The sequence below is a fragment of the Burkholderia sp. Tr-862 genome (assembly GCF_011753085.1).
Taxonomy (GTDB): domain Bacteria; phylum Pseudomonadota; class Gammaproteobacteria; order Burkholderiales; family Burkholderiaceae; genus Burkholderia; species Burkholderia ambifaria.
Genome location: NZ_VWWG01000029.1, coordinates 16,225 through 33,142, shown reverse-complemented (window position 1 = coordinate 33,142; position 16,918 = coordinate 16,225). Strand labels below are relative to the sequence as shown.

At 63.0% G+C, this 16,918-nt stretch carries 24 protein-coding genes and 1 pseudogene; 15 read left to right on the top strand and 10 right to left on the bottom strand.

Translation table 11 applies throughout. The annotated features are described in order from the left end of the window. Positions 1 to 5: 5 nt before the first annotated feature. Positions 6 to 413 carry an Hsp20/alpha crystallin family protein gene (locus F3J14_RS11750; protein ID WP_166723125.1) on the top strand — a complete coding sequence of 136 codons (408 nt, stop codon included), beginning with the start codon at positions 6 to 8 and terminating at the stop codon, positions 411 to 413. A gap of 95 nt (positions 414 to 508) precedes the next feature. Beyond that, positions 509 to 1,072: an Hsp20/alpha crystallin family protein gene (locus tag F3J14_RS11745; protein WP_166723124.1), complete on the top strand. Its 564-nt coding sequence runs from the start codon at positions 509 to 511 to the stop codon at positions 1,070 to 1,072. Between the two features lie 36 nt (positions 1,073 to 1,108). Here the strand turns inward: F3J14_RS11745 and F3J14_RS11740 are convergent, their stop codons facing one another. The 4 genes from F3J14_RS11740 to F3J14_RS11725 all read right to left on the bottom strand — a co-directional run bounded on the left by F3J14_RS11740 (position 1,109) and on the right by F3J14_RS11725 (position 4,298). Next, positions 1,109 to 1,363, bottom strand: a complete 255-nt coding sequence (locus tag F3J14_RS11740) for a hypothetical protein (protein ID WP_166723123.1) — start codon at positions 1,361 to 1,363, stop codon at positions 1,109 to 1,111. A gap of 105 nt (positions 1,364 to 1,468) precedes the next feature. Next, positions 1,469 to 3,091 carry a chaperonin GroEL gene (gene groL, locus F3J14_RS11735; protein ID WP_166723122.1) on the bottom strand — a complete coding sequence of 541 codons (1,623 nt, stop codon included), beginning with the start codon at positions 3,089 to 3,091 and terminating at the stop codon, positions 1,469 to 1,471. A 77-nt stretch (positions 3,092 to 3,168) separates the two neighbouring features. Then, entirely contained in the window at positions 3,169 to 3,486 is a 318-nt protein-coding gene (locus F3J14_RS11730; protein WP_006759515.1) for a co-chaperone GroES, read from the bottom strand. 173 nt (positions 3,487 to 3,659) lie between these two features. Next, complete coding sequence (locus F3J14_RS11725) at positions 3,660 to 4,298, bottom strand: diguanylate cyclase (RefSeq protein ID WP_166723121.1); 639 nt, start codon at positions 4,296 to 4,298, stop codon at positions 3,660 to 3,662. Positions 4,299 to 4,496: 198 nt separating this feature from the next. Between F3J14_RS11725 and F3J14_RS11720 the strand changes: the two are divergent. The 6 genes and pseudogenes from F3J14_RS11720 to F3J14_RS11695 all read left to right on the top strand — a co-directional run. Further along, a pseudogene (locus F3J14_RS11720) lies at positions 4,497 to 4,720 on the top strand (Hsp20/alpha crystallin family protein); the annotation flags it as partial. A gap of 172 nt (positions 4,721 to 4,892) precedes the next feature. Continuing rightward, positions 4,893 to 5,129 carry a hypothetical protein gene (locus tag F3J14_RS11715; RefSeq protein ID WP_166723120.1) on the top strand — a complete coding sequence of 79 codons (237 nt, stop codon included), beginning with the start codon at positions 4,893 to 4,895 and terminating at the stop codon, positions 5,127 to 5,129. Between the two features lie 6 nt (positions 5,130 to 5,135). Then, positions 5,136 to 5,273 carry a hypothetical protein gene (locus tag F3J14_RS11710; protein ID WP_166723119.1) on the top strand — a complete coding sequence of 46 codons (138 nt, stop codon included), beginning with the start codon at positions 5,136 to 5,138 and terminating at the stop codon, positions 5,271 to 5,273. Between the two features lie 64 nt (positions 5,274 to 5,337). Continuing rightward, positions 5,338 to 5,580, top strand: coding sequence for a hypothetical protein (locus F3J14_RS11705; RefSeq protein WP_006751138.1), 243 nt, complete (start codon positions 5,338 to 5,340; stop codon positions 5,578 to 5,580). Positions 5,581 to 5,793: 213 nt separating this feature from the next. Beyond that, positions 5,794 to 6,033 carry a hypothetical protein gene (locus F3J14_RS11700; RefSeq protein ID WP_166723118.1) on the top strand — a complete coding sequence of 80 codons (240 nt, stop codon included), beginning with the start codon at positions 5,794 to 5,796 and terminating at the stop codon, positions 6,031 to 6,033. Between the two features lie 184 nt (positions 6,034 to 6,217). Then, entirely contained in the window at positions 6,218 to 6,433 is a 216-nt protein-coding gene (locus tag F3J14_RS11695) for a hypothetical protein (RefSeq protein ID WP_166723117.1), read from the top strand. 49 nt (positions 6,434 to 6,482) lie between these two features. Here F3J14_RS11695 and F3J14_RS11690 read toward each other — a convergent pair whose 3' ends face one another. From F3J14_RS11690 to F3J14_RS11680, 3 genes are all read right to left on the bottom strand, one after another. After that, positions 6,483 to 6,794 (bottom strand): hypothetical protein, encoded by a 312-nt coding sequence (locus tag F3J14_RS11690; protein ID WP_166723116.1) that lies wholly within the window; start codon positions 6,792 to 6,794, stop codon positions 6,483 to 6,485. A gap of 69 nt (positions 6,795 to 6,863) precedes the next feature. Next, positions 6,864 to 7,100 carry a hypothetical protein gene (locus tag F3J14_RS36175; protein WP_348771986.1) on the bottom strand — a complete coding sequence of 79 codons (237 nt, stop codon included), beginning with the start codon at positions 7,098 to 7,100 and terminating at the stop codon, positions 6,864 to 6,866. 677 nt (positions 7,101 to 7,777) lie between these two features. Beyond that, the gene (locus F3J14_RS11680) at positions 7,778 to 8,020 is read right to left on the bottom strand and encodes a hypothetical protein (RefSeq protein ID WP_166723095.1); all 243 of its coding nucleotides are present in this window, start codon (positions 8,018 to 8,020) and stop codon (positions 7,778 to 7,780) included. A 231-nt stretch (positions 8,021 to 8,251) separates the two neighbouring features. Here F3J14_RS11680 and F3J14_RS11675 point away from each other — a divergent pair, with 231 nt between their 5' ends. Next, positions 8,252 to 9,520, top strand: coding sequence for a hypothetical protein (locus F3J14_RS11675; protein WP_166723114.1), 1,269 nt, complete (start codon positions 8,252 to 8,254; stop codon positions 9,518 to 9,520). 186 nt (positions 9,521 to 9,706) lie between these two features. Here F3J14_RS11675 and F3J14_RS11670 read toward each other — a convergent pair whose 3' ends face one another. Beyond that, positions 9,707 to 10,021, bottom strand: a complete 315-nt coding sequence (locus F3J14_RS11670) for a hypothetical protein (protein ID WP_006751133.1) — start codon at positions 10,019 to 10,021, stop codon at positions 9,707 to 9,709. Positions 10,022 to 10,426: 405 nt separating this feature from the next. Beyond that, positions 10,427 to 10,792, bottom strand: coding sequence for a helix-turn-helix domain-containing protein (locus tag F3J14_RS11665; protein ID WP_166723113.1), 366 nt, complete (start codon positions 10,790 to 10,792; stop codon positions 10,427 to 10,429). 91 nt (positions 10,793 to 10,883) lie between these two features. Here F3J14_RS11665 and F3J14_RS11660 point away from each other — a divergent pair, with 91 nt between their 5' ends. The 3 genes from F3J14_RS11660 to F3J14_RS11650 all read left to right on the top strand — a co-directional run bounded on the left by F3J14_RS11660 (position 10,884) and on the right by F3J14_RS11650 (position 12,711). Continuing rightward, positions 10,884 to 11,210 (top strand): nuclear transport factor 2 family protein, encoded by a 327-nt coding sequence (locus tag F3J14_RS11660; protein WP_166723112.1) that lies wholly within the window; start codon positions 10,884 to 10,886, stop codon positions 11,208 to 11,210. Beyond that, on the top strand, positions 11,210 to 11,989 hold the full coding sequence (locus F3J14_RS11655; protein WP_166723111.1) for an SDR family oxidoreductase: 780 nt from the start codon (positions 11,210 to 11,212) through the stop codon (positions 11,987 to 11,989). The genes F3J14_RS11660 and F3J14_RS11655 overlap by 1 nt, the downstream gene beginning before the upstream one ends. A gap of 191 nt (positions 11,990 to 12,180) precedes the next feature. Then, positions 12,181 to 12,711 carry a GNAT family N-acetyltransferase gene (locus F3J14_RS11650; protein WP_166723110.1) on the top strand — a complete coding sequence of 177 codons (531 nt, stop codon included), beginning with the start codon at positions 12,181 to 12,183 and terminating at the stop codon, positions 12,709 to 12,711. A 27-nt stretch (positions 12,712 to 12,738) separates the two neighbouring features. On the opposite strand, the gene F3J14_RS11645 is transcribed toward F3J14_RS11650, so the two are convergent. Then, positions 12,739 to 13,617 (bottom strand): LysR substrate-binding domain-containing protein, encoded by an 879-nt coding sequence (locus F3J14_RS11645; RefSeq protein ID WP_166723109.1) that lies wholly within the window; start codon positions 13,615 to 13,617, stop codon positions 12,739 to 12,741. A 126-nt stretch (positions 13,618 to 13,743) separates the two neighbouring features. Here F3J14_RS11645 and argH point away from each other — a divergent pair, with 126 nt between their 5' ends. From argH to F3J14_RS11630, 3 genes are read left to right on the top strand one after another with little or no spacing between them, the layout of a single operon-like run. Continuing rightward, positions 13,744 to 15,177, top strand: a complete 1,434-nt coding sequence (gene argH, locus F3J14_RS11640) for an argininosuccinate lyase (RefSeq protein ID WP_166723108.1) — start codon at positions 13,744 to 13,746, stop codon at positions 15,175 to 15,177. Further along, positions 15,171 to 16,064, top strand: coding sequence for an amino acid ABC transporter permease (locus F3J14_RS11635; RefSeq protein WP_166723107.1), 894 nt, complete (start codon positions 15,171 to 15,173; stop codon positions 16,062 to 16,064). The genes argH and F3J14_RS11635 overlap by 7 nt, the downstream gene beginning before the upstream one ends. Continuing rightward, a complete protein-coding gene (locus tag F3J14_RS11630; protein ID WP_166723106.1) occupies positions 16,061 to 16,864 on the top strand; it encodes an amino acid ABC transporter ATP-binding protein in 804 nt (267 codons plus the stop codon). Before F3J14_RS11635 ends, F3J14_RS11630 begins: the two co-directional genes overlap by 4 nt. Positions 16,865 to 16,918: the final 54 nt, after the last annotated feature.

Here is a 16,918-nt window from a genome sequence, read left to right as displayed (position 1 = left end):
CGATCATGAAAGACACTACCCAGCTGGCGGAACGGGATTCGTCTGCCGTCGCCCGTCGCGGCACCGAAGAGACGGTGCGCCGCGTGACACTCGTGCCGGCCGTCGACGTTTACGAGGACAGCCAGGGCGTCACGCTGTGGGCCGATTTGCCCGGCGTCACGAAGGACAAGCTCGACGTCAAGGTTCACGACAGCAGCCTCCTGATCGAAGCCGAGGCAATGGTGCCGACGCCGCAAAACCTGCGGGTGCAGCATGCCGAGGTCCGTGAGCCGCATTTCGCGCGCACGTTCACGCTGTCGGCGGACTTCGATACGTCCAGGATCGAGGCGAGCCTCCAGGATGGCGTGCTGAAGCTGACGATCCCGCGCCGCGACGAAGCGCGTCCACGACGCATCGAAATCAAGACCAGCTGATGCGTCAGCCGCCGCGGTGCAGCACGGGTGCCTCGCTCGCTACCCGGTTCGCTGCCCGCGGCTCAAACCAGATTGAAGCTGAATCGGAGCACGTTATGAACACCGATCCGAAAAAATGGAACCCCTTCAAGTTTCTTCGCGGCGCTGCCCGCAAGTCCGATGCGGAAGGCCCGGAAAACGCATCGGCAAGCGAGCAATGGCGCGCGTCGTGGCCTGACATTTCACGCCTGTTCTCACGCGAATCATGGGGTGCGATGGAGGACTTTTTTCATGACCCGTTTGCCGGCCGCGGCGCGCTCGAACGTTGGTTCGGCGACTTCAGTTCATCGCGTTTCCAGCCGCGCATCGACGTCGTCGATGAAGGGCCGGTGTTGCGCGTCACCGCGGAACTGCCTGGAATGGAGCGTGAAGATCTGAAGGTGAGTGTCGAGGATGGGGCAATCGTGCTGCGCGGCGAGAAAAAGCAGGATGTGCACAGTGAGGAAAACGGCTGCTACCGGCTGGAGCGCGCACATGGAAGCTTCACGCGCACGATCCCGATGCCGGACAACGCCGACCCCGAGCACACGTTGGCAAAGTTTGACAACGGTGTCCTCACGTTGACGGTGCCGAAGTCGGAACCCGCCAAGTTCACGAGTCGCACGATCGATATCGGCTGATATGACTCCCCGCGCTTCGGAATCGACCCGTCCGGCTCACTCGTCAGCCATGAGATGACGAATCACGAGTGCCGGATCGGCGATATCCAGAATCAGCCGGCGAAGGATGCGTCGACGCATGTGTTCCTCGTCGAGTATCCAGGGCGCGCCCTTCTCGCTGAGATAGCGGGTGAGGGCGTCCTGGTGATCGGCGTTTGCGGGCAGGTTCAAGCGGACCGCCAGCAGTCCAGCCACGACGTCGTCGATATCGACGTCCAGCGGTTTCGAATCGATGTTCAGCTTCAGTTTCATGGCCGCTCCACCACAAAAAGCGGCGCCGCATGACAGGAATAGTGTGCGGCGCCGAACGCGTTGCGCCGGCCGCGACTGCTAGCCGGCGCATGCAAGACCCGCAGGTCAGTACTCGAGCTCCGGTGCGGCGGCCTGCGCAGGCTTTTCGTCCTTCGGCGCATCAGCCACCGTTGCATCCGTCGTCAGGATCAGCCCGGCAATCGATGCGGCGTTTTGCAGTGCCGTGCGCGTGACCTTGGTCGGATCGACCACACCGGCCTCGACCAGATCGCCATACTCGCCGGTGGCCGCGTTGTAGCCGAAGTTGCCCGTGCCTTCGAGCACCTTCGCGATGACGACGGAAGGCTCGTCCCCGGCATTCGACGCGATCACGCGCAGCGGTGCCTCGAGCGCGCGCAGCACGATCTGGATGCCGGCGTCCTGATCACTGTTGGCGCCTTTCAGGCTCGTCGCCGTCGAACGCGCGCGCAGAAGCGCCACGCCACCACCCGGCACGATACCTTCCTCGACCGCCGCGCGTGTGGCGTGCAGCGCATCGTCGACGCGGTCCTTCTTCTCCTTCATTTCGACTTCGGTGGCCGCGCCTACCTTGATGACGGCCACACCGCCGGCGAGCTTCGCCACGCGTTCTTGCAACTTCTCGCGATCGTAGTCGCTCGTGGTTTCCTCGATCTGCGTACGGATCGACTTCACGCGCGCCTCGATACGCTGCTCGTCGCCCGCGCCGTCGATGATGATCGTGTCGTCCTTGCGGACCTCGACACGTTTCGCGCGGCCGAGATCTTCCAGCGAGGCCTTCTGCAGTTGCTTGCCGGTTTCTTCCGAGATGACGGTCGCGCCAGTGAGGATCGCGATGTCCTCCAGCATGGCCTTGCGCCGGTCGCCGAAACCGGGCGCCTTGACGGCCGCGACCTTCAGGATGCCTCGCATCGCGTTGACCACCAGCGTGGCCAGCGCTTCGCCGTCGATGTCTTCCGCGACGATCAGCAGCGGCTTGCCTGCCTTGGAGGTCGCCTCGAGAACCGGCAGCAGATCCCGGATATTCGAAATCTTTTTGTCGTGCAACAGGATCAGCGCGTCGTCCAGATACGCGGCCTGCTTTTCCGGATCGTTGATGAAGTAGGGGCTGACGTAGCCGCGGTCGAACTGCATCCCTTCCACCACATCCAGCTCGTTCTCGAGCGACTTGCCATCCTCGACCGTGATGACGCCTTCCTTGCCGACCTTCTCCATGGCGTCGGCGATGATCTTGCCGATCGCGTCGTCGGCGTTCGCCGAGATCGAGCCCACCTGCGCGATTTCCCGGTTCGTGGAAATCGGCTTCGACAGTTGGCGCAGCTCGTCGAGCACGGCGGTCACGGCCTTGTCGATGCCGCGCTTGAGGTCCATCGGATTCATGCCGGCGGCGACGTGCTTCATGCCTTCCTGCACGATCGCCTGCGCGAGCACGGTGGCCGTGGTCGTGCCGTCGCCGGCCACATCCGCCGTCTTCGATGCGACCTGCTTGACGATCTGCGCGCCCATGTTTTCGAAGCGGTCCTTCAGCTCGATTTCCTTCGCGACCGACACGCCATCCTTCGTGATGGTGGGTGCGCCGAAGCTGCGCTCGATCAGCACGTTGCGGCCTTTCGGCCCGAGCGTCACCTTCACGGCATCGGCGAGGACATTCACGCCCTTGACGATGCGGGCGCGGGCGCTGTCATGGAATTTGACGTCTTTTGCACTCATGTTGTTGCTCCGGATAGTAGTCGTTGACTCAACGCGGCGCGAACCACCCGTCGGGTGTTCGCGACCGGCTCAGGATGTCAGGCGGCCTTGCGGGACGCGCCGGTATCCGACTCGAGGACGCCCATGACGTCTTCCTCACGCATGACGAGGAGTTCGTCGCCATCGACCTTGACGGTCTGGCCTGCGTATTTGCCGAAGAGAACCTGGTCACCGACTTTCACCTGGAGCGCGCGCAGCGTTCCATCCTGCAGCAGCCGGCCGCTGCCGACCGCGACGACTTCACCCTGCTCGGGCTTTTCCGCGGCCGAGTCGGGAATCACGATGCCCGAGGCCGTCGTCCGCTGCGTCTCGATTCGCTTGACGATTACCCGGTCGTAGAGGGGACGAATCTGCATTCTCATCTCCTGAGCGATTAAAGGTTCACGAAAAAGGAATCCGGTTGCCGGGCGTCCTGACTGACGTCAGAGTCGCCGCCGGGCAGCCGCACCACTGTCTGGCGGAATGCGAAATAGAGGCGCCCATCGCGCCCTTCAAGGGCCGTAAAAAAGGCTCTTTGTAACAAATTGTTTCATCGTGGCAGCAGGATGCGACGGACCGTGCCCAGGCGATAAACCGTGCGGCCGCGTCCCTCCGGGCGGCGGGGCGCAGGCGGCACAGGACAGGGCGGCTGGCGTCCGCCATCGGCGTCCAGGGTGTCGTCCGGCTCATCGAGCGTGCGCCACAGGCCTCCCTTGACGGGCCGGAACAGCCAGCGCACGTAGCCTCTCCGTGCGGCAAGCTGCATCAGCTCGTCGCGATCGGTCTCGTCAACGAGAAGCTGCGGGGAGTGGGCCGCGTTCTCGCCATAGTCGCCGAACGCCTGACGGCAAGCGAGCGCCTCGGCAGCGCTGGCGCCGATCACGTTGCAGCCGCGGCGCTCGACGCGCTCGACATCCCATGCGCCGGATTGCCAGGCGGCATCGAGCAGCATGGCGTCGACGGTCTCGAAGCTGTGCCAAGGTGCATCGATCTGGACAGCCGAGCCCGGAACCGGCCGCGGCGGAATCTCGACGCCGGGCAGCACGAGCGGTGTCGCGCGCCGGAATCCATGCCAGTGGAGTATCGCGAAGAGCGGGGTATTCACCTGTGCGGCCGCCGTGACCGTGACGGCAAAGAGCGGCATGCGCACGCTGTCCATCTGTTCCCGAAGCGTATCGAAAAGGACCATGAAGCCTCCTGGATGCCATGTTGCAGGGCCTCTTGAAATTTCCGTTGCTTGCGCTATTTTATGCATCGCTCAGGCAGTCGCGATAAGCGCTGCGTGTTTCGATTTGTTTGTCGGCGGAGCTTTTCCACGGACGGGCGAACTGGAGCGCGTGGTCCGGTTCGTTCTTCGTGAGAAGCCCCTGGTTTCAAGGAGCCAGTCATGAGCGATCTTTTCTTCAGCACAAATCTGCTGGGCGAATTCGACCGCCTGCACCGGCAGATGACCAACGTCCTTGCGGGCTTTCCCGCGAGCCTGCGCGCGATGCGCAGCGGATTCTTTTCTCCACATCGGCCGCACCGACGACAGCGTCGAGATCACCGCGATCGCTGTCGGGGCTCCACCCGGCAGCGACCGATGGATCGCTTGACGAGGGGGTGCTGACGATCAGCGACGTGTGCAAACCGCCAAAGTACGCGCCGGCTGTCTCGATGACACCGGCTCGGCGGCGCGCTTCCTTGCGTGAGCACGTCGCGGCGGTTCTCTATACGGCCTGCACGACGCGTCGTTTTCTGCACCGTGCCCCTGCATTGGGACGATGTCTTATGGGAGACGGAAATGCTCAGCCCACACGAATTTGCGACCTTGATGCTGGTTCGCCAGGCTCCGGACCAGATCGATATGAATCGCGCCGAGCTCGACGCGCTGTTCGAACGTCAACTGGTCATGCTGGAACATTGCGCCGCGGGCGCACGCCGCGCATACCTGACCGAGAAGGGCAAAACGTTCCTCGATGCGCTGCACCCGAGCGACACACCGCGTCGAAGCCGGCAGACCGCTGGCAATGGTGGGTGAGAAAGCATGGAGACGTCTTTCGTGCCGGGTAGCCGGACGACGGTTCTCGTGTGCCTGGACGCGCAGGCTGAATGGCTGCGCGATCTCAACGACAAGCTGTTCGTCGCGCGCCGGGACTCGCGGCGGCGACAGCCGACGTGGTGACGCCCGCGCGCATGACCGGTGTCCCGCGCCCAAGCCATGCGCAATGCACTGCAGGAGGTGTCGTATGCAAACGGACAATGTCATCGAGTATCACGGCTGCGAGGTCCGGCCAGTGGTAACCGTCACCGGAGGTGGCCGCTACGCCGCATCGGCCATCGTCACCGACCGCGCCGGGGAAACACGCACGCTCGGCGTCGATGGGGACTTCGCGAATGCTCAGGAGGCACGCAATGAAGCGCTGGAGCTTGCCGTCGCATGGATCCAGCAGCGCTCAGTCGTGTCGGAGCGGTATGTCCGACGGACCTAGCGTGCCGGTCGAAAACGGGGCCAACCAGACGTTCTACGCATGGAGATCCGTACGAACAACAACATCGAGCCGATGCAGTCGTGCGTATAAGCCGAAAGTGCTCACTGGGTACGAATCGCCGAGGAAACGACCGGAAAGGAGGGGTTTATAGGCGAATACGACTGGATGTTGGCGAGCATACTTGAGATCCGAATGACTCAACCAGGCTCCTCCATGGTGACCCTGAATATGCAAGCGATTGCGTGCGGCAAAACGATTCACGTTGTATTGATGGCTGATGTCGGGAGTGCCAACGTTTTCGTGATGGACAACGAGAACGGCTCCCGTCAATCGCAGAGCATGAAGGTTCGCCAGTACCTCGACGCAGGCATGACCGACGCGAGTGTTGGGCGCCATGTGATCAGTGTTGTCGTGGCGGCGATCGAACGTCGTGGTCACCGATGGGCGCACTGAACTTCTGCTTGCTCGTTGACGTTGAGCAACCTGTACGAGGCTCGCGTTCGCGGTGAACGCAAATGACCGTAGGCGACGTGCTCACGTTCATGCCGCGAGACGGTTCAATGTTCAAGGTCTGACGCGCGTTGCTGCGCTGCTGCTGCGGCAGCACGGCTCGCGGCAACCGGCCACGGAGGGGCAGATGCTCTTCAATTCGACGCGGTTCCGAATCGATCCGACGCCGCGCAGGGCTGATGGAGAATTCATCGCGCATGTGAGGATCGTCACGATTCTGGAGGACGGCGATGAGAGAGAAGTGCACTCCAGCGGCGACCTGGCTGGCTTCGATGTGCGTGATGATGCAGTTGCGTACGCGACGAAGTGGGCGGAAGAATGGCTGGCCGCTCAATCTGGCTGAACGTGAATAACGATAGCGCCACTTCTTCGGCCATCGCGGCACGCTGCTGTCACGGGCGCTTCATCTCCTCGCTTTCCATCGCCGCATGTCGCTCTTCGCTTGCGGAAACGGGTTCCATCGCTTCGTCGACCGAAGCCAATGCATACTCGCAGGCCAATTTCGTTTCTTCGATGTCAGCCTCCGGCTCCTCGTCGTCATTCGGAGGGGGATCGAGCATGTCCCGAAGCATCGTCGACAGCTCCGGCGTGTCCCATGGTTCGCCTTTTTGACGTTTCCGCTTGATGTAGTGACGAATTTCTGCGTCTTGTTCGAGTGTGAGCGGCAGGTGCCGAAAGGTGCTGTTCGGGTTGGCGTCAATCATGATGTTGCTCCCGGGTCATACAGGGTGGATACCGCGACTGGTGAGGGCCCGCGCGCGAGCGGAAAACACCTATTTTCGGAAGCTCGAATCCTGGATTCGCTGGAGGCGGGCGAAAAGCTCATCCATCTGGAGTTCGAGAACCTTGTTTCGCTCGAATCGCATGCGGAGTTTGTTGAGCTTGACTCGCCAGTACGCTGGATCATTGACGGACGATCGGTTGACGAACGCATGTTGCGTCTTCTCAAGTAGTCCGATCGATCGCCTGATATTGGCCAACTCGTGCTCCACATCGCAGTACCAGCTCATGATTGCCACCTTCCATTCAGGATTTGAGATTTTTGTTCGCTGAGCTGCGAAAACTCGTCACGACCTGCTGGTGCTCGTGGCGACGAACCGTGAGGATGGGCCCATTCTTCCCCGATCGCCAACGCGTGGCGGGTGACGCGAAAGGGGCAACGACACGTGCGAGAGAGGGGCGGGGGCGGAGTGAGCAGTCAAGCCGCTTACGTGCACTCGGGCAAATTCATCATACGCGCATCCAACCTCGCGTGCGGGTCTTATTTTTTGCCGCTGTGAAGCGTCGGTCGGCAGGAATTTTGGCTCAACGGGTATCGAGGTGAGGCCTGACGTGTTTGAGTGGAGTCGGAGTGCGTGACTGTTGGCGGGTTCGTATCGATCATTGCGATCATGGTGGCCGTCGTCGCGACGGGTACACGGCAGGTGCGCCGTGACAAGCGGGCGACGGGCTTGGCAATCCGGGCATGGCCACGCTGTCGGGTAGTGTGACAGGAGGTGCGCTGGATGCGGCATCGGGCATCGCCGCCGCATGCTGTACCGGGGTATTCATCACGCTGCAGTCTCGAACACGTGTAGTGACCGAGAGACGCCGAGCGCTTGAATGGGTGCTCTCGCGTGAAAGCTGGGATGATGTTTCGCTCGATACGTGCCGCGAAAGCCGGCGGTGTCGTACCTGCGCTCGAACCTCAGAAGATCTGTTTGGCGATGCGCCGGCGTTCGTCGTCATAGAGGTGCATCACGCGGATTCCGTCGACCGCACGACGCAGCCAGTCGTTGGCAATAGCGGGATGTTTGTCGATCGTGACCGTCGCCATTGACGCTGGCCATTGCCGAATGCCGGCGCCGGCCGCCGTGCCGTCGTCGGACTCATGTGCAGCATCAATCTCGTGTTGGTCAAAAATGCGCTCCCCTTGAAATGGCGCCGACATGACGCAAGTACCAAACAGCGCGTCTACACGAATTCCTTCAATTACAATCGAGCGTCGTTTACTCTTCGAACGAAAATGCCGGCAGCGTCATTGAATTGACTCTCATCGTTATCGAATGGCGGGCATAACTATGCGACTACTGCAGAATAATTAACGTAACGCATAAAAACACCAGCCGGACCGGACCTATTCGAAACACGAAATTACCCGTCCATCACCACACGTACGAACATGCCCGATAACAACGAGACCAGCCGCCACCATCTCGTCGTCTTCGCGATCGACGACAACACGCAGGCCTGGTACGAGATGGTCATCCCCTTCATCGTATCGCTGCGTGAGACGGACTATCGCGGTCGCATTGGCGTCATCGGTTACGGCCTGTCCGCGAAAAAGCAAGCATTGTTGGCGGCCAATGGTATCGAGGTCTACACCAGTGTGGGCGCCGGCGACCTGCCATGGGATCGCTACATATCGGCGGCGGCGATCTTCGACGCCGATCCGGAACTCAAGACGCTTGCCCTCTACGATGCCGATATCTGGTTCCCGGGCCCGAGCTTCGACATCTTCGATGTCGTACCCGACGATGATCACCTCCACGTCGCGCCCGACGCGCATTTCTGCGCATTCGTCATGTCACCGATCATAGGAGAGCGGAGAGACGCGCTGATGCACCAGTGCGTGCAGGACGTGCTCGACCGATTGGGACATCCGCTACAGGCCGGGCTTGTTGTCGGCGGGCGCATCGCATGGGCGCAGTTCGCGCAACACGTTCGGGAACAGGCCGAACGAATCGGGCAGGATTTCCAGGCGATCTATGGACTGGATACGACGTTCCTGCATCTTTGGGGCGGCCTCGGGCATGTTCGACTCGTCGGCTGCGAGCAGAATTTCGTCACGAAATGGGGCCTTCACGAGCGACATGATTTCGATACGGCTCGGCTCTTGCTCGAATATCAGGGCAAACCGATCCGCGGTTTGCACATGACTGGCGACGTGCGATTTCTGAACCGCTGGCGATATCTGGCTCGCGAAGCCGACCAGGCAATCGCACTCGGGCAGGCGTTTGCGCTCGCTCCCGAATCCGCAACTCGAGAACAACCGGCCGAGCTTGATTCGCAGTGTTCAGAACGATTCTCCGCCAGCGGTCTGGCCTTCGTCGCGGCGCATGAGGACGTGCTGCCCAATGTCCCGCGCCTCGCTGCCGGCAGTTCGTTTCGACACCCGCAAGGCGTTGCGTTCAATGCCTGGGCGGCGCACCAGCTCGAATTCGAAGTGATGTACGAGCGAGCCGTGATTGATATCTCGCTGTCGCATTTGAGCGGGCAACCGTCAGCTCCGGGGGCACAGCTGGAGCTAAACGATGAAGTGCGATCGTTGCAGGTGCCATGCAACGGCAAACTGTCGGTGACGCGTGGCGACCGCGTGGTGCTGCGCGTGCTCACCCTACCGGGGCAAGCGTGTCATACCGCTTGGGATGTCGTCGTACGGCAGGCGTAGCTTAGGGGCGAGAATGGTTGATACGGCGCACGTCCCCGTGGTGGCGCAATAACTGCGCCGCTCGATTCAGTCCGACGCGCGGTTCCAATTCGACGCATGTGTATCCGAAAGCATGCGCTGGATATCCGGACCCGGCTCCGGAACAGGAGCAACGCTCCCGTCGGCTTCCGTTCCGACCACCACCTTTTATGCGTCTTTCAGCCAGGGCATTTCCACGGGTGACACGACCAGTTGCCGGAATTCGCGCTTCAGATCGAAGATGAACCCGACCAGGATCATGGAGTCGGCGTAAGGAATCGGAAAGACATGCGGATTTTCCGGAGTACGCAGGGGGCGCTCGGGGGTGTCCGCTGTCGCCGCGGCGTTCTCGCGAACGCTTTCCAGTTCGTCGGCCATAGCGAGGCCACTGACTTTCAGCACACGGCTACGCAGGTCGCTAAAGGGCTCGATGCGCGCAGCGTCTTCGTGGTATTCGGGCACTTCGTAAATGAACCAGGACATTTTCGTCTCCCATGAGAAGGGGCGCTATTTTAACGCTGCGCGAGGATCCACCGAAAATCGATCGTATTGTGCGATGGCCGCGGTCGCTGCGAGGCAGTCTACCAGCGGCGATTTCTGACGACGCGGGCCGCGGCCGCCGCGCCGGAAGCGTTACCTTGTACACGACCGTGAGCCCGCTTTCGCGTCATCCAGCCTGAACTTGCAATGCTACGCCGCGACGGCCGGGTTCCGACATTGGTAGGCCCGACGTGCCAGCAGATTCCGCCTATGTGCCGGTAAGTGCTTCGAACTCGAGATCACGGCTCATGCGCCGTGAATCAGCAGCGTGCGTAGATAAACGTCAGCGCGTTTGCTGCGGGGCATGGGAGATCGGGCGGCATGAATGGTGGTCGGCTAACCCAATCATCAGTCGTCAGTGTTCTCGTCCGGAACGGACGTCGCAACAAGGGTTTCGCGTTTTTCCGCCCATTTCAGCATCGCATCCAAGGCAGGACACAAAGCCTGCCCCCAATCCGTTAGACGGTACTCGACTTTCGGCGGGACTTGCGGATACAGCTTTCGCGACACGATTCCATCGGATTCCAGTTGCCGGAGTTGTTGGGCCAGCATCTTCTGAGAAATCCCGGGGATCAACTTCTCGAAATCCGAATAGCGTTGTACTTTTCCATCGAACAAATGGAAAAGGATGATCAGTTTCCATCGACCTTCAAGCAGTCGAAGAACTTCCTCTACCCCCAGTGCGGCGGTCGCGGGCGTGTATACCTTTCCCATAGCGCAGTAACTTACTTTTCGGTGCGTTCTTGATGAATAAATAGTCTATGGCGAAAATGCTAGTACAGCAAACTATTGCGAGAACGCAACCATGTCCCTTTCACTACCAGATCCAGTCTCTGCCTACTTCAAGATCACCAATGGCGAGGACATCACGCATATCGTTCGTGTCTTCTCGCAGGATGCGTTCGTCGTTGACGAAGGCAGGACGCACCAGGGCCATCGAGCCATCGAGTCGTGGCTACGGGACGCGCGGAAGAAATACGAGTACACCGTGGAGCCTGTCAGCGCTTCCCAGGAAGGCGGTCGGCTGACGGTCACGGCCAATGTTGTGGGCAACTTCCCGGGTAGCCCTGTCCAGCTCGACCATGTGTTCAGCCTGGAAGGCGACAAGATCAAGTCATTGGAGATCGGTTGATGACCATGAACCTGGAATTGCAAGGCAAGCGCGTCTTGGTGACGGCAGGCACCAAGGGGATTGGAAAGGCCGTCGTCGGCCTGTTCCACGAACTCGGCGCGAAAGTACTCACCACGGCCAGAGGACAGCCGACCGATACGTTGGCTGACGTCTTCGTCGCAGCAGACTTGACGACAGTCGACGGCTGCGACGCGGTGGCAAGGGCTGTCACGGCCCACTTTGGCGGGGTGGACATCATCGTCCACGTCGTGGGTGGTTCGACGGCACCTGGTGGAGGCTTCGCCGCATCGGGTGAAAACGAGTGGTGGCAAGAATTGAACCTCAATCTGCTTCCTGCCGTCCGGCTGGATCGTGCATTGTTGCCTGGCATGCTGGCACAGGGTTCCGGCGTCGTCATTCATGTCACCTCGATCCAACGCGAACTTCCCTTGCCGGAATCGACTACTGCCTATGCGGCGGCAAAGGCCGCGCTCTCGACATACAGCAAGAGCCTGTCGAAAGAGGTTTCACCCAAGGGCATTCGTGTCGTTCGGGTGGCGCCCGGGTGGGTTGAAACAGAGGCATCCGTGGCGCTGGCCGAGCGGCTTGCCTTGCAGGCGGGCACGGACTACGAGGGCGGGAAAAAGATCATCATGAATTCACTGGGCGGCATTCCGCTGGGGCGGCCATCGCAACCCATCGAGGTGGCGAATCTCATTGCCTTCCTGGCTTCCCCGCGCGCAGCCACGATCACCGGAACGGAGTATGTGATCGATGGGGGCACGATTCCTACTGCATAAGCGTTCGGAAACATGAAGCGGCAACGGTGACAAGAGAATGATCGGCAAGTGACCCATCGCCCGATGTGTGCAGGCTGACAGCGATCCGCTGATGCGGATGTATCACGAGTGCTGACATCGTCGCCGGGATCATCGACAATCCGGCGTGTGCGCCGCACCCGCGCGCGCCAAGCCGCCCGAGAGACGCTTCCATGTCCGGACTATCCATCCGATCCGCCAGCCTTGCCGATGCGCAGGCGATCGCCGATTTTCACGTCAAGGTCTGGCGGCATACCTATCGCGATCTCGCGCCGGCGCAAGCGCATGCCGTCCTCGACGCGCACTATCGCGGCAGGAAATGGCGGGAGAAGCTGGCGGCGAACGATGGCGACCAGCTGGTGCTCGTGGCGGAAATCGACGGCACGATCGTCGGAATCGGCGCGGCCGGCGCGCCGTCGGAGCCGATCTTCGGCGGCCGTGGCGAGATCAAGTTCCTGTATGTCGACCCCGGGTTCAAGCGTCGCGGCATTGGCCGCACGCTGCTCGCCCGGCTCGCAACGCATTTGCAGAAGGTGCGGTATCGGGGCGCGGCGTTGAGTGTCGTCAAGGGAAACGACGCCGCGATCGCCTTTTACGCGTCGCTGGACGGCCGGTTGGCGGGCGAGTATGTCGATCCGGGGCCGATCTGGCGATCGCACAACATCGTGATGGTATGGGACGACCTCGCGAGTCTCGCTACCTGAGTCCGCCCCTTGCCGCGCGCTTGCGCGTCACGCCAGGCAGGCGCGCAACCACGTCGTGAACGCGGTCACGAGCGGCGAATCGGCCAGCTCGTGACGCGTGACCAGGTAGTAGGCATGACGCGACGGCACCGCCGCGCTGAACGGCCGCACGAGCGTGCCGTCGAGCAGGTCGTCGCGCACGGAGAGGCTGTCGCCGAGCGCGACGCCTTGCCCGTGCACCGCGGCTTCGACGCCGATGTGCGCGTTGCCGATTTCCAGAATGCGGATTCCCGGCAGCTTGTCCGCGTTCGCTTCCGCCAGCCAGCGCGTCCACGAGCCCGCGTGCTCGCAGAACAGCGTGCGTCCCGCGAGATCCTGCACCTTGCGGATCGCATCGGGCCCGTTCATCAACGCCGGGCTCACGACCGGGAACAGCGCCGGATGCGCGAGCAGATCGACGCGCCGGTTTCGCCAGTTGCCTTCTCCGTAGCGAATGCAGACGTCGACGTCGGGCGAGTAGGTCTCGCGATCGTCGTTCGACGGAATCACTTTCAGGTGGATCCCCGGATAGCGTTCGAGAAAATCGCCGATGTGCCGGGCGAGCCAGCGCGACGTCAGCGACAGCGGCGTCGACACGACGAGATCGCCGGCGGCTGCCGGCGAATCGAGCCTGACGGTGGCGTTCGCGATCATGTCGAACGCGGTGCCGACCGGTTCCAGCAATGCCTCGCCTTCGGGCGTGAGCTTCACGCGGGCTTTTGATCTGACGAATAGTGCGACGCCGAGCGTGCTCTCGAGAATCCGGATCTGATGGCTGACGGCGCTCGCAGTCACGTGCAGTTCGTCGGCGGCCGCCGATACGGTGCCGCACCGGGCGGCAGCCTCGAACGCGCGAAGCGGGTTCAGCGGGGGCAGGCGGTTGCGCATCGGCGGGCGCGTCGCAGGCGACGGTGCTGAGAAAAATTTCATTAAAGCGGATTCAATTTCTCGCTACAACAAAAAAAATTGAATGCCTACAGTGGAGGCCATCCAACCGAGTCGAGGTCGACCGCAATGAGCCTTACCGAACCGATCGAGCGCCTGTGGGGCGGCCGCTTCCAGTCGAAACCGTCCGACGCGCTGCAGAACCTGTCGCGCTCCGATCCGAGTTTCTTCCGTCTCGTGCCGTACGACCTCGCGGGCTCCTGCGTGCATGCGCGCGAGCTGAATCGCGCCGGCATCGTGAACGACGACGAACTCGCGCAACTGCTGGCCGCCATGGACGGCATCGCGCGCGACCACGCGGCCGGTGCGATCGCGCCGTCGCTCGCCGACGAGGACGTGCACACCTTCCTCGAGCGCGTGCTCACGCAGCGGCTGCCGGCGCTGGGCGGCAAGCTGCGCGCCGGGCGCTCGCGCAACGACCAGGCGGCGAACGACCTGCGCCTGTACCTGCGCGACAAGGCCCGCCAGCTCGTGCGCGGCGTGCTCGACCTGCAGGATGCGTTGATCGGCCAGGCGAGCCGGCACGTCGACACGGTAACCGCCGGATTCACCCACTTGCAGCCCGCACAGCCGATCGTGTTCGGTCATCAGTTGCTCGCGCACGCGCAGTCGCTGTATCGCGACGTCGACCGCCTCGTCGACTGGGACCGCCGTACCGCGCGTTCGCCGCTCGGCGCGGCCGCGCTCGCGGGCTCGGCGATCTGCGTGCGGCCCGAGCTGTCCGCGCAGGAACTCGGTTACGACGCACCGTGCGAGAACTCGATCGACGCGGTGGCCGCGCGCGATCACGTCGCCGAATTCGTATTCGTCACGAGCATGCTGGCCGTGAACCTGTCCCGGCTGTCGGAAGAAGTGATCCTGTGGACGTCACGGCAATTCCGCTGGGTGGAACTCGACGATGCCTATGCGACCGGCAGCTCGATCATGCCGCAGAAGAAGAACCCGGACATCGCGGAACTCGCGCGCGGCAAGGCGGGGCGTCTGATCGGCAACCTGACGGGCCTGCTCGCGACGCTGAAGTCGCTGCCGCTCGCGTACAACCGCGATCTCGCGGAAGACAAGATCGCGGCGTTCGATTCGATCGACACGCTCGAACTTGTGCTGCCCGCGATGGCGGGGATGATCCGCACGATGCACGTGAACGTCGACGAGATGCGTCGCCAGGCGCCGCTCGGCTTCACGCTCGCGACCGAGGTGGCGGACTGGCTCGCGCTGACGGGCGTGCCGTTCAGCGAGGCGCACGAGATCACCGGCACGCTCGTGCGCGCGTGCGAGCGGGACGGCATCGAACTGGCCGACGCGAGCGCGGAACAGTTGCAGGCCGTCGACACGCGCCTCGCGCCCGCGGTGCGCGCGCATCTGACGCTCGACGCGGCCGTCGCCGCCCGCGGCGGTGCGGGCGGCACGTCACCCGCGCGCGTGCGCGAGCAGATCGAACGCCTGAGCGACGCGATCGAACGCCAGTCCGCATGGGCGGCCGACTACCGGGGGCCGTCATGCTGAGCGCATCCGAATCGGGCCGTCTCGATGACACACCGGAGCCGGCCGCCCACGCCGCGGACGATATCGCCGGGTTCGTGCGCGTGCGCCGGCGCTACTGGGGCCGCTATGTCGCGTCGATCGCGATCATTGCCGCGCTTGCGTATGTGGCGGTCGCGTTCGCGCGTGGACAGATCGAATGGCGTGTCGTCGGCCAGTTCCTGACCGCACGCTCGATCCTGACCGGGCTCGGCAACACGATCGTGATGACCGTCCTCGCGATGACGCTCGGCGTCGTGCTGGGCGTCGTCACCGCGGTGATGCGGCTGTCGTCGAACCCGGTGCTCGGGGCGATCGCGCAGGGGTACATCTGGTTGTTCCGCGGCACGCCGGTGATCCTGCAATTGCTGCTGTGGTTCAACCTCGCACTGGTGTTTCCGACCCTTGGCATCCCGGGCATTGCCGAATACCGGACCGTCGACGTGATGACGCCGTTCCTCGCGGCGGTGCTCGGGCTCGGCATCAATCAGGGGGCCTATACGTCGGAAGTCGTGCGGGCGGGGCTGCTGTCGGTCGACACGGGCCAGTACGAGGCCGCGAAATCGATCGGCATGCCGCGCCTGCAGGCGCTGCGCCGGATCATCCTGCCGCAGGCGATGCGCGTGATCGTGCCGCCGATCGGCAACGAGCTGATCGGCATGGTCAAGCTGACGTCGCTGGCGAGTGTCGTGCAGTACGCGGAGATGCTGCACAACGCGCAGAACATCTATTACGCGAACGCCCGCGTGATCGAGCTGCTGATCGTCGCGGGCATCTGGTATCTCGCGGTCGTCACCGTGCTGTCGCTCGCGCAGGCCCGCGTCGAGCGGCGTTTCGCGCGCGGCGCGGGCCGGGCGGCGGGCCGCAAATGAACGACACGACCCTCAACCCTCGGGAGAACGTCATGACCAACGCGGTCGTTCGCGCGGTCGACGTACGCAAGTCGTACGGCGATTTCCAGGCGCTGCACGGCATCACGCTCGACGTCGAGCCGGGCGAAGTGCTGTGCATCATCGGGCCGTCGGGCTCGGGCAAGAGCACGTTCCTGCGCTGCATCAACCAGCTCGAGACGATCAGCGGCGGCGCGCTGTGGGTCAACGGCGAACTGGCCGGCTACCGCCGCGCCGGCGACCGGCTCCACGAACTGTCGGAGCGCCAGGTCGCGCGCCAGCGGCTGGCGACGAGCATGGTGTTCCAGCGCTTCAACCTGTTTCCGCACAAGACCGCGCTCGAGAACGTGATCGAAGGCCCGGTGCAGGTGCTCAAGCGCCGCCGCGCGCAAGCGGAGGAGGAAGCGCGCGCGCTGCTCGCGCGCGTCGGGCTCGCGCACAAGTGCGACGCGTTTCCGGTCGAGCTGTCCGGCGGACAGCAGCAGCGCGTCGCGATCGCGCGGGCGCTCGCGATGCATCCGCAACTGATCCTGTTCGACGAACCGACGTCGGCGCTCGACCCCGAACTGGTCGGTGAAGTGCTGGCCGTGATGCGCGACCTCGCGAAGAGCGGGATGACGATGATCGTCGTCACGCACGAGCTCGGGTTCGCGCGCGAGGTGGCCGACCGCGTGGTGTTCATGGACGGCGGCCGGATCGTCGAGAGCGGGCCGCCCGACCAGGTGCTGTCCGCGCCGACGCATGCGCGCACGCGCGAGTTCATCTCTGCCGTGATTGCATGACCGGGGCGGGCGCCCCGTTTTGCAGCGTCCCAACGATCGAGCCGTCGACGAGCG

What these genes read in the sequence shown, in the direction of transcription:
- F3J14_RS11745 (WP_166723124.1), top strand. Translation starts at nt 509, where the DNA reads ATGAACACCGATCCGAAAAAATGGAACCCCTTCAAGTTTCTTCGCGGC.
- F3J14_RS11660 (WP_166723112.1), top strand. Translation starts at nt 10,884, where the DNA reads ATGTCCCTTTCACTACCAGATCCAGTCTCTGCCTACTTCAAGATCACC.
- F3J14_RS11700 (WP_166723118.1), top strand. Translation starts at nt 5,794, where the DNA reads ATGGTGACCCTGAATATGCAAGCGATTGCGTGCGGCAAAACGATTCAC.
- F3J14_RS11670 (WP_006751133.1), bottom strand. Translation starts at nt 10,021, where the DNA reads ATGTCCTGGTTCATTTACGAAGTGCCCGAATACCACGAAGACGCTGCG.
- F3J14_RS11740 (WP_166723123.1), bottom strand. Translation starts at nt 1,363, where the DNA reads ATGAAACTGAAGCTGAACATCGATTCGAAACCGCTGGACGTCGATATC.
- groL (WP_166723122.1), bottom strand. Translation starts at nt 3,091, where the DNA reads ATGAGTGCAAAAGACGTCAAATTCCATGACAGCGCCCGCGCCCGCATC.
- F3J14_RS36175 (WP_348771986.1), bottom strand. Translation starts at nt 7,100, where the DNA reads ATGAGCTGGTACTGCGATGTGGAGCACGAGTTGGCCAATATCAGGCGA.
- F3J14_RS11675 (WP_166723114.1), top strand. Translation starts at nt 8,252, where the DNA reads ATGCCCGATAACAACGAGACCAGCCGCCACCATCTCGTCGTCTTCGCG.
- F3J14_RS11710 (WP_166723119.1), top strand. Translation starts at nt 5,136, where the DNA reads ATGGAGACGTCTTTCGTGCCGGGTAGCCGGACGACGGTTCTCGTGTGC.
- F3J14_RS11730 (WP_006759515.1), bottom strand. Translation starts at nt 3,486, where the DNA reads ATGCAGATTCGTCCCCTCTACGACCGGGTAATCGTCAAGCGAATCGAG.
- F3J14_RS11695 (WP_166723117.1), top strand. Translation starts at nt 6,218, where the DNA reads ATGCTCTTCAATTCGACGCGGTTCCGAATCGATCCGACGCCGCGCAGG.
- F3J14_RS11680 (WP_166723095.1), bottom strand. Translation starts at nt 8,020, where the DNA reads ATGTCGGCGCCATTTCAAGGGGAGCGCATTTTTGACCAACACGAGATT.
- F3J14_RS11715 (WP_166723120.1), top strand. Translation starts at nt 4,893, where the DNA reads ATGCTCAGCCCACACGAATTTGCGACCTTGATGCTGGTTCGCCAGGCT.
- F3J14_RS11750 (WP_166723125.1), top strand. Translation starts at nt 6, where the DNA reads ATGAAAGACACTACCCAGCTGGCGGAACGGGATTCGTCTGCCGTCGCC.
- F3J14_RS11690 (WP_166723116.1), bottom strand. Translation starts at nt 6,794, where the DNA reads ATGATTGACGCCAACCCGAACAGCACCTTTCGGCACCTGCCGCTCACA.
- F3J14_RS11705 (WP_006751138.1), top strand. Translation starts at nt 5,338, where the DNA reads ATGCAAACGGACAATGTCATCGAGTATCACGGCTGCGAGGTCCGGCCA.
- F3J14_RS11635 (WP_166723107.1), top strand. Translation starts at nt 15,171, where the DNA reads ATGCTGAGCGCATCCGAATCGGGCCGTCTCGATGACACACCGGAGCCG.
- F3J14_RS11655 (WP_166723111.1), top strand. Translation starts at nt 11,210, where the DNA reads ATGACCATGAACCTGGAATTGCAAGGCAAGCGCGTCTTGGTGACGGCA.
- F3J14_RS11725 (WP_166723121.1), bottom strand. Translation starts at nt 4,298, where the DNA reads ATGGTCCTTTTCGATACGCTTCGGGAACAGATGGACAGCGTGCGCATG.
- F3J14_RS11630 (WP_166723106.1), top strand. Translation starts at nt 16,061, where the DNA reads ATGAACGACACGACCCTCAACCCTCGGGAGAACGTCATGACCAACGCG.
- F3J14_RS11650 (WP_166723110.1), top strand. Translation starts at nt 12,181, where the DNA reads ATGTCCGGACTATCCATCCGATCCGCCAGCCTTGCCGATGCGCAGGCG.
- F3J14_RS11645 (WP_166723109.1), bottom strand. Translation starts at nt 13,617, where the DNA reads ATGCGCAACCGCCTGCCCCCGCTGAACCCGCTTCGCGCGTTCGAGGCT.
- F3J14_RS11665 (WP_166723113.1), bottom strand. Translation starts at nt 10,792, where the DNA reads ATGGGAAAGGTATACACGCCCGCGACCGCCGCACTGGGGGTAGAGGAA.
- argH (WP_166723108.1), top strand. Translation starts at nt 13,744, where the DNA reads ATGAGCCTTACCGAACCGATCGAGCGCCTGTGGGGCGGCCGCTTCCAG.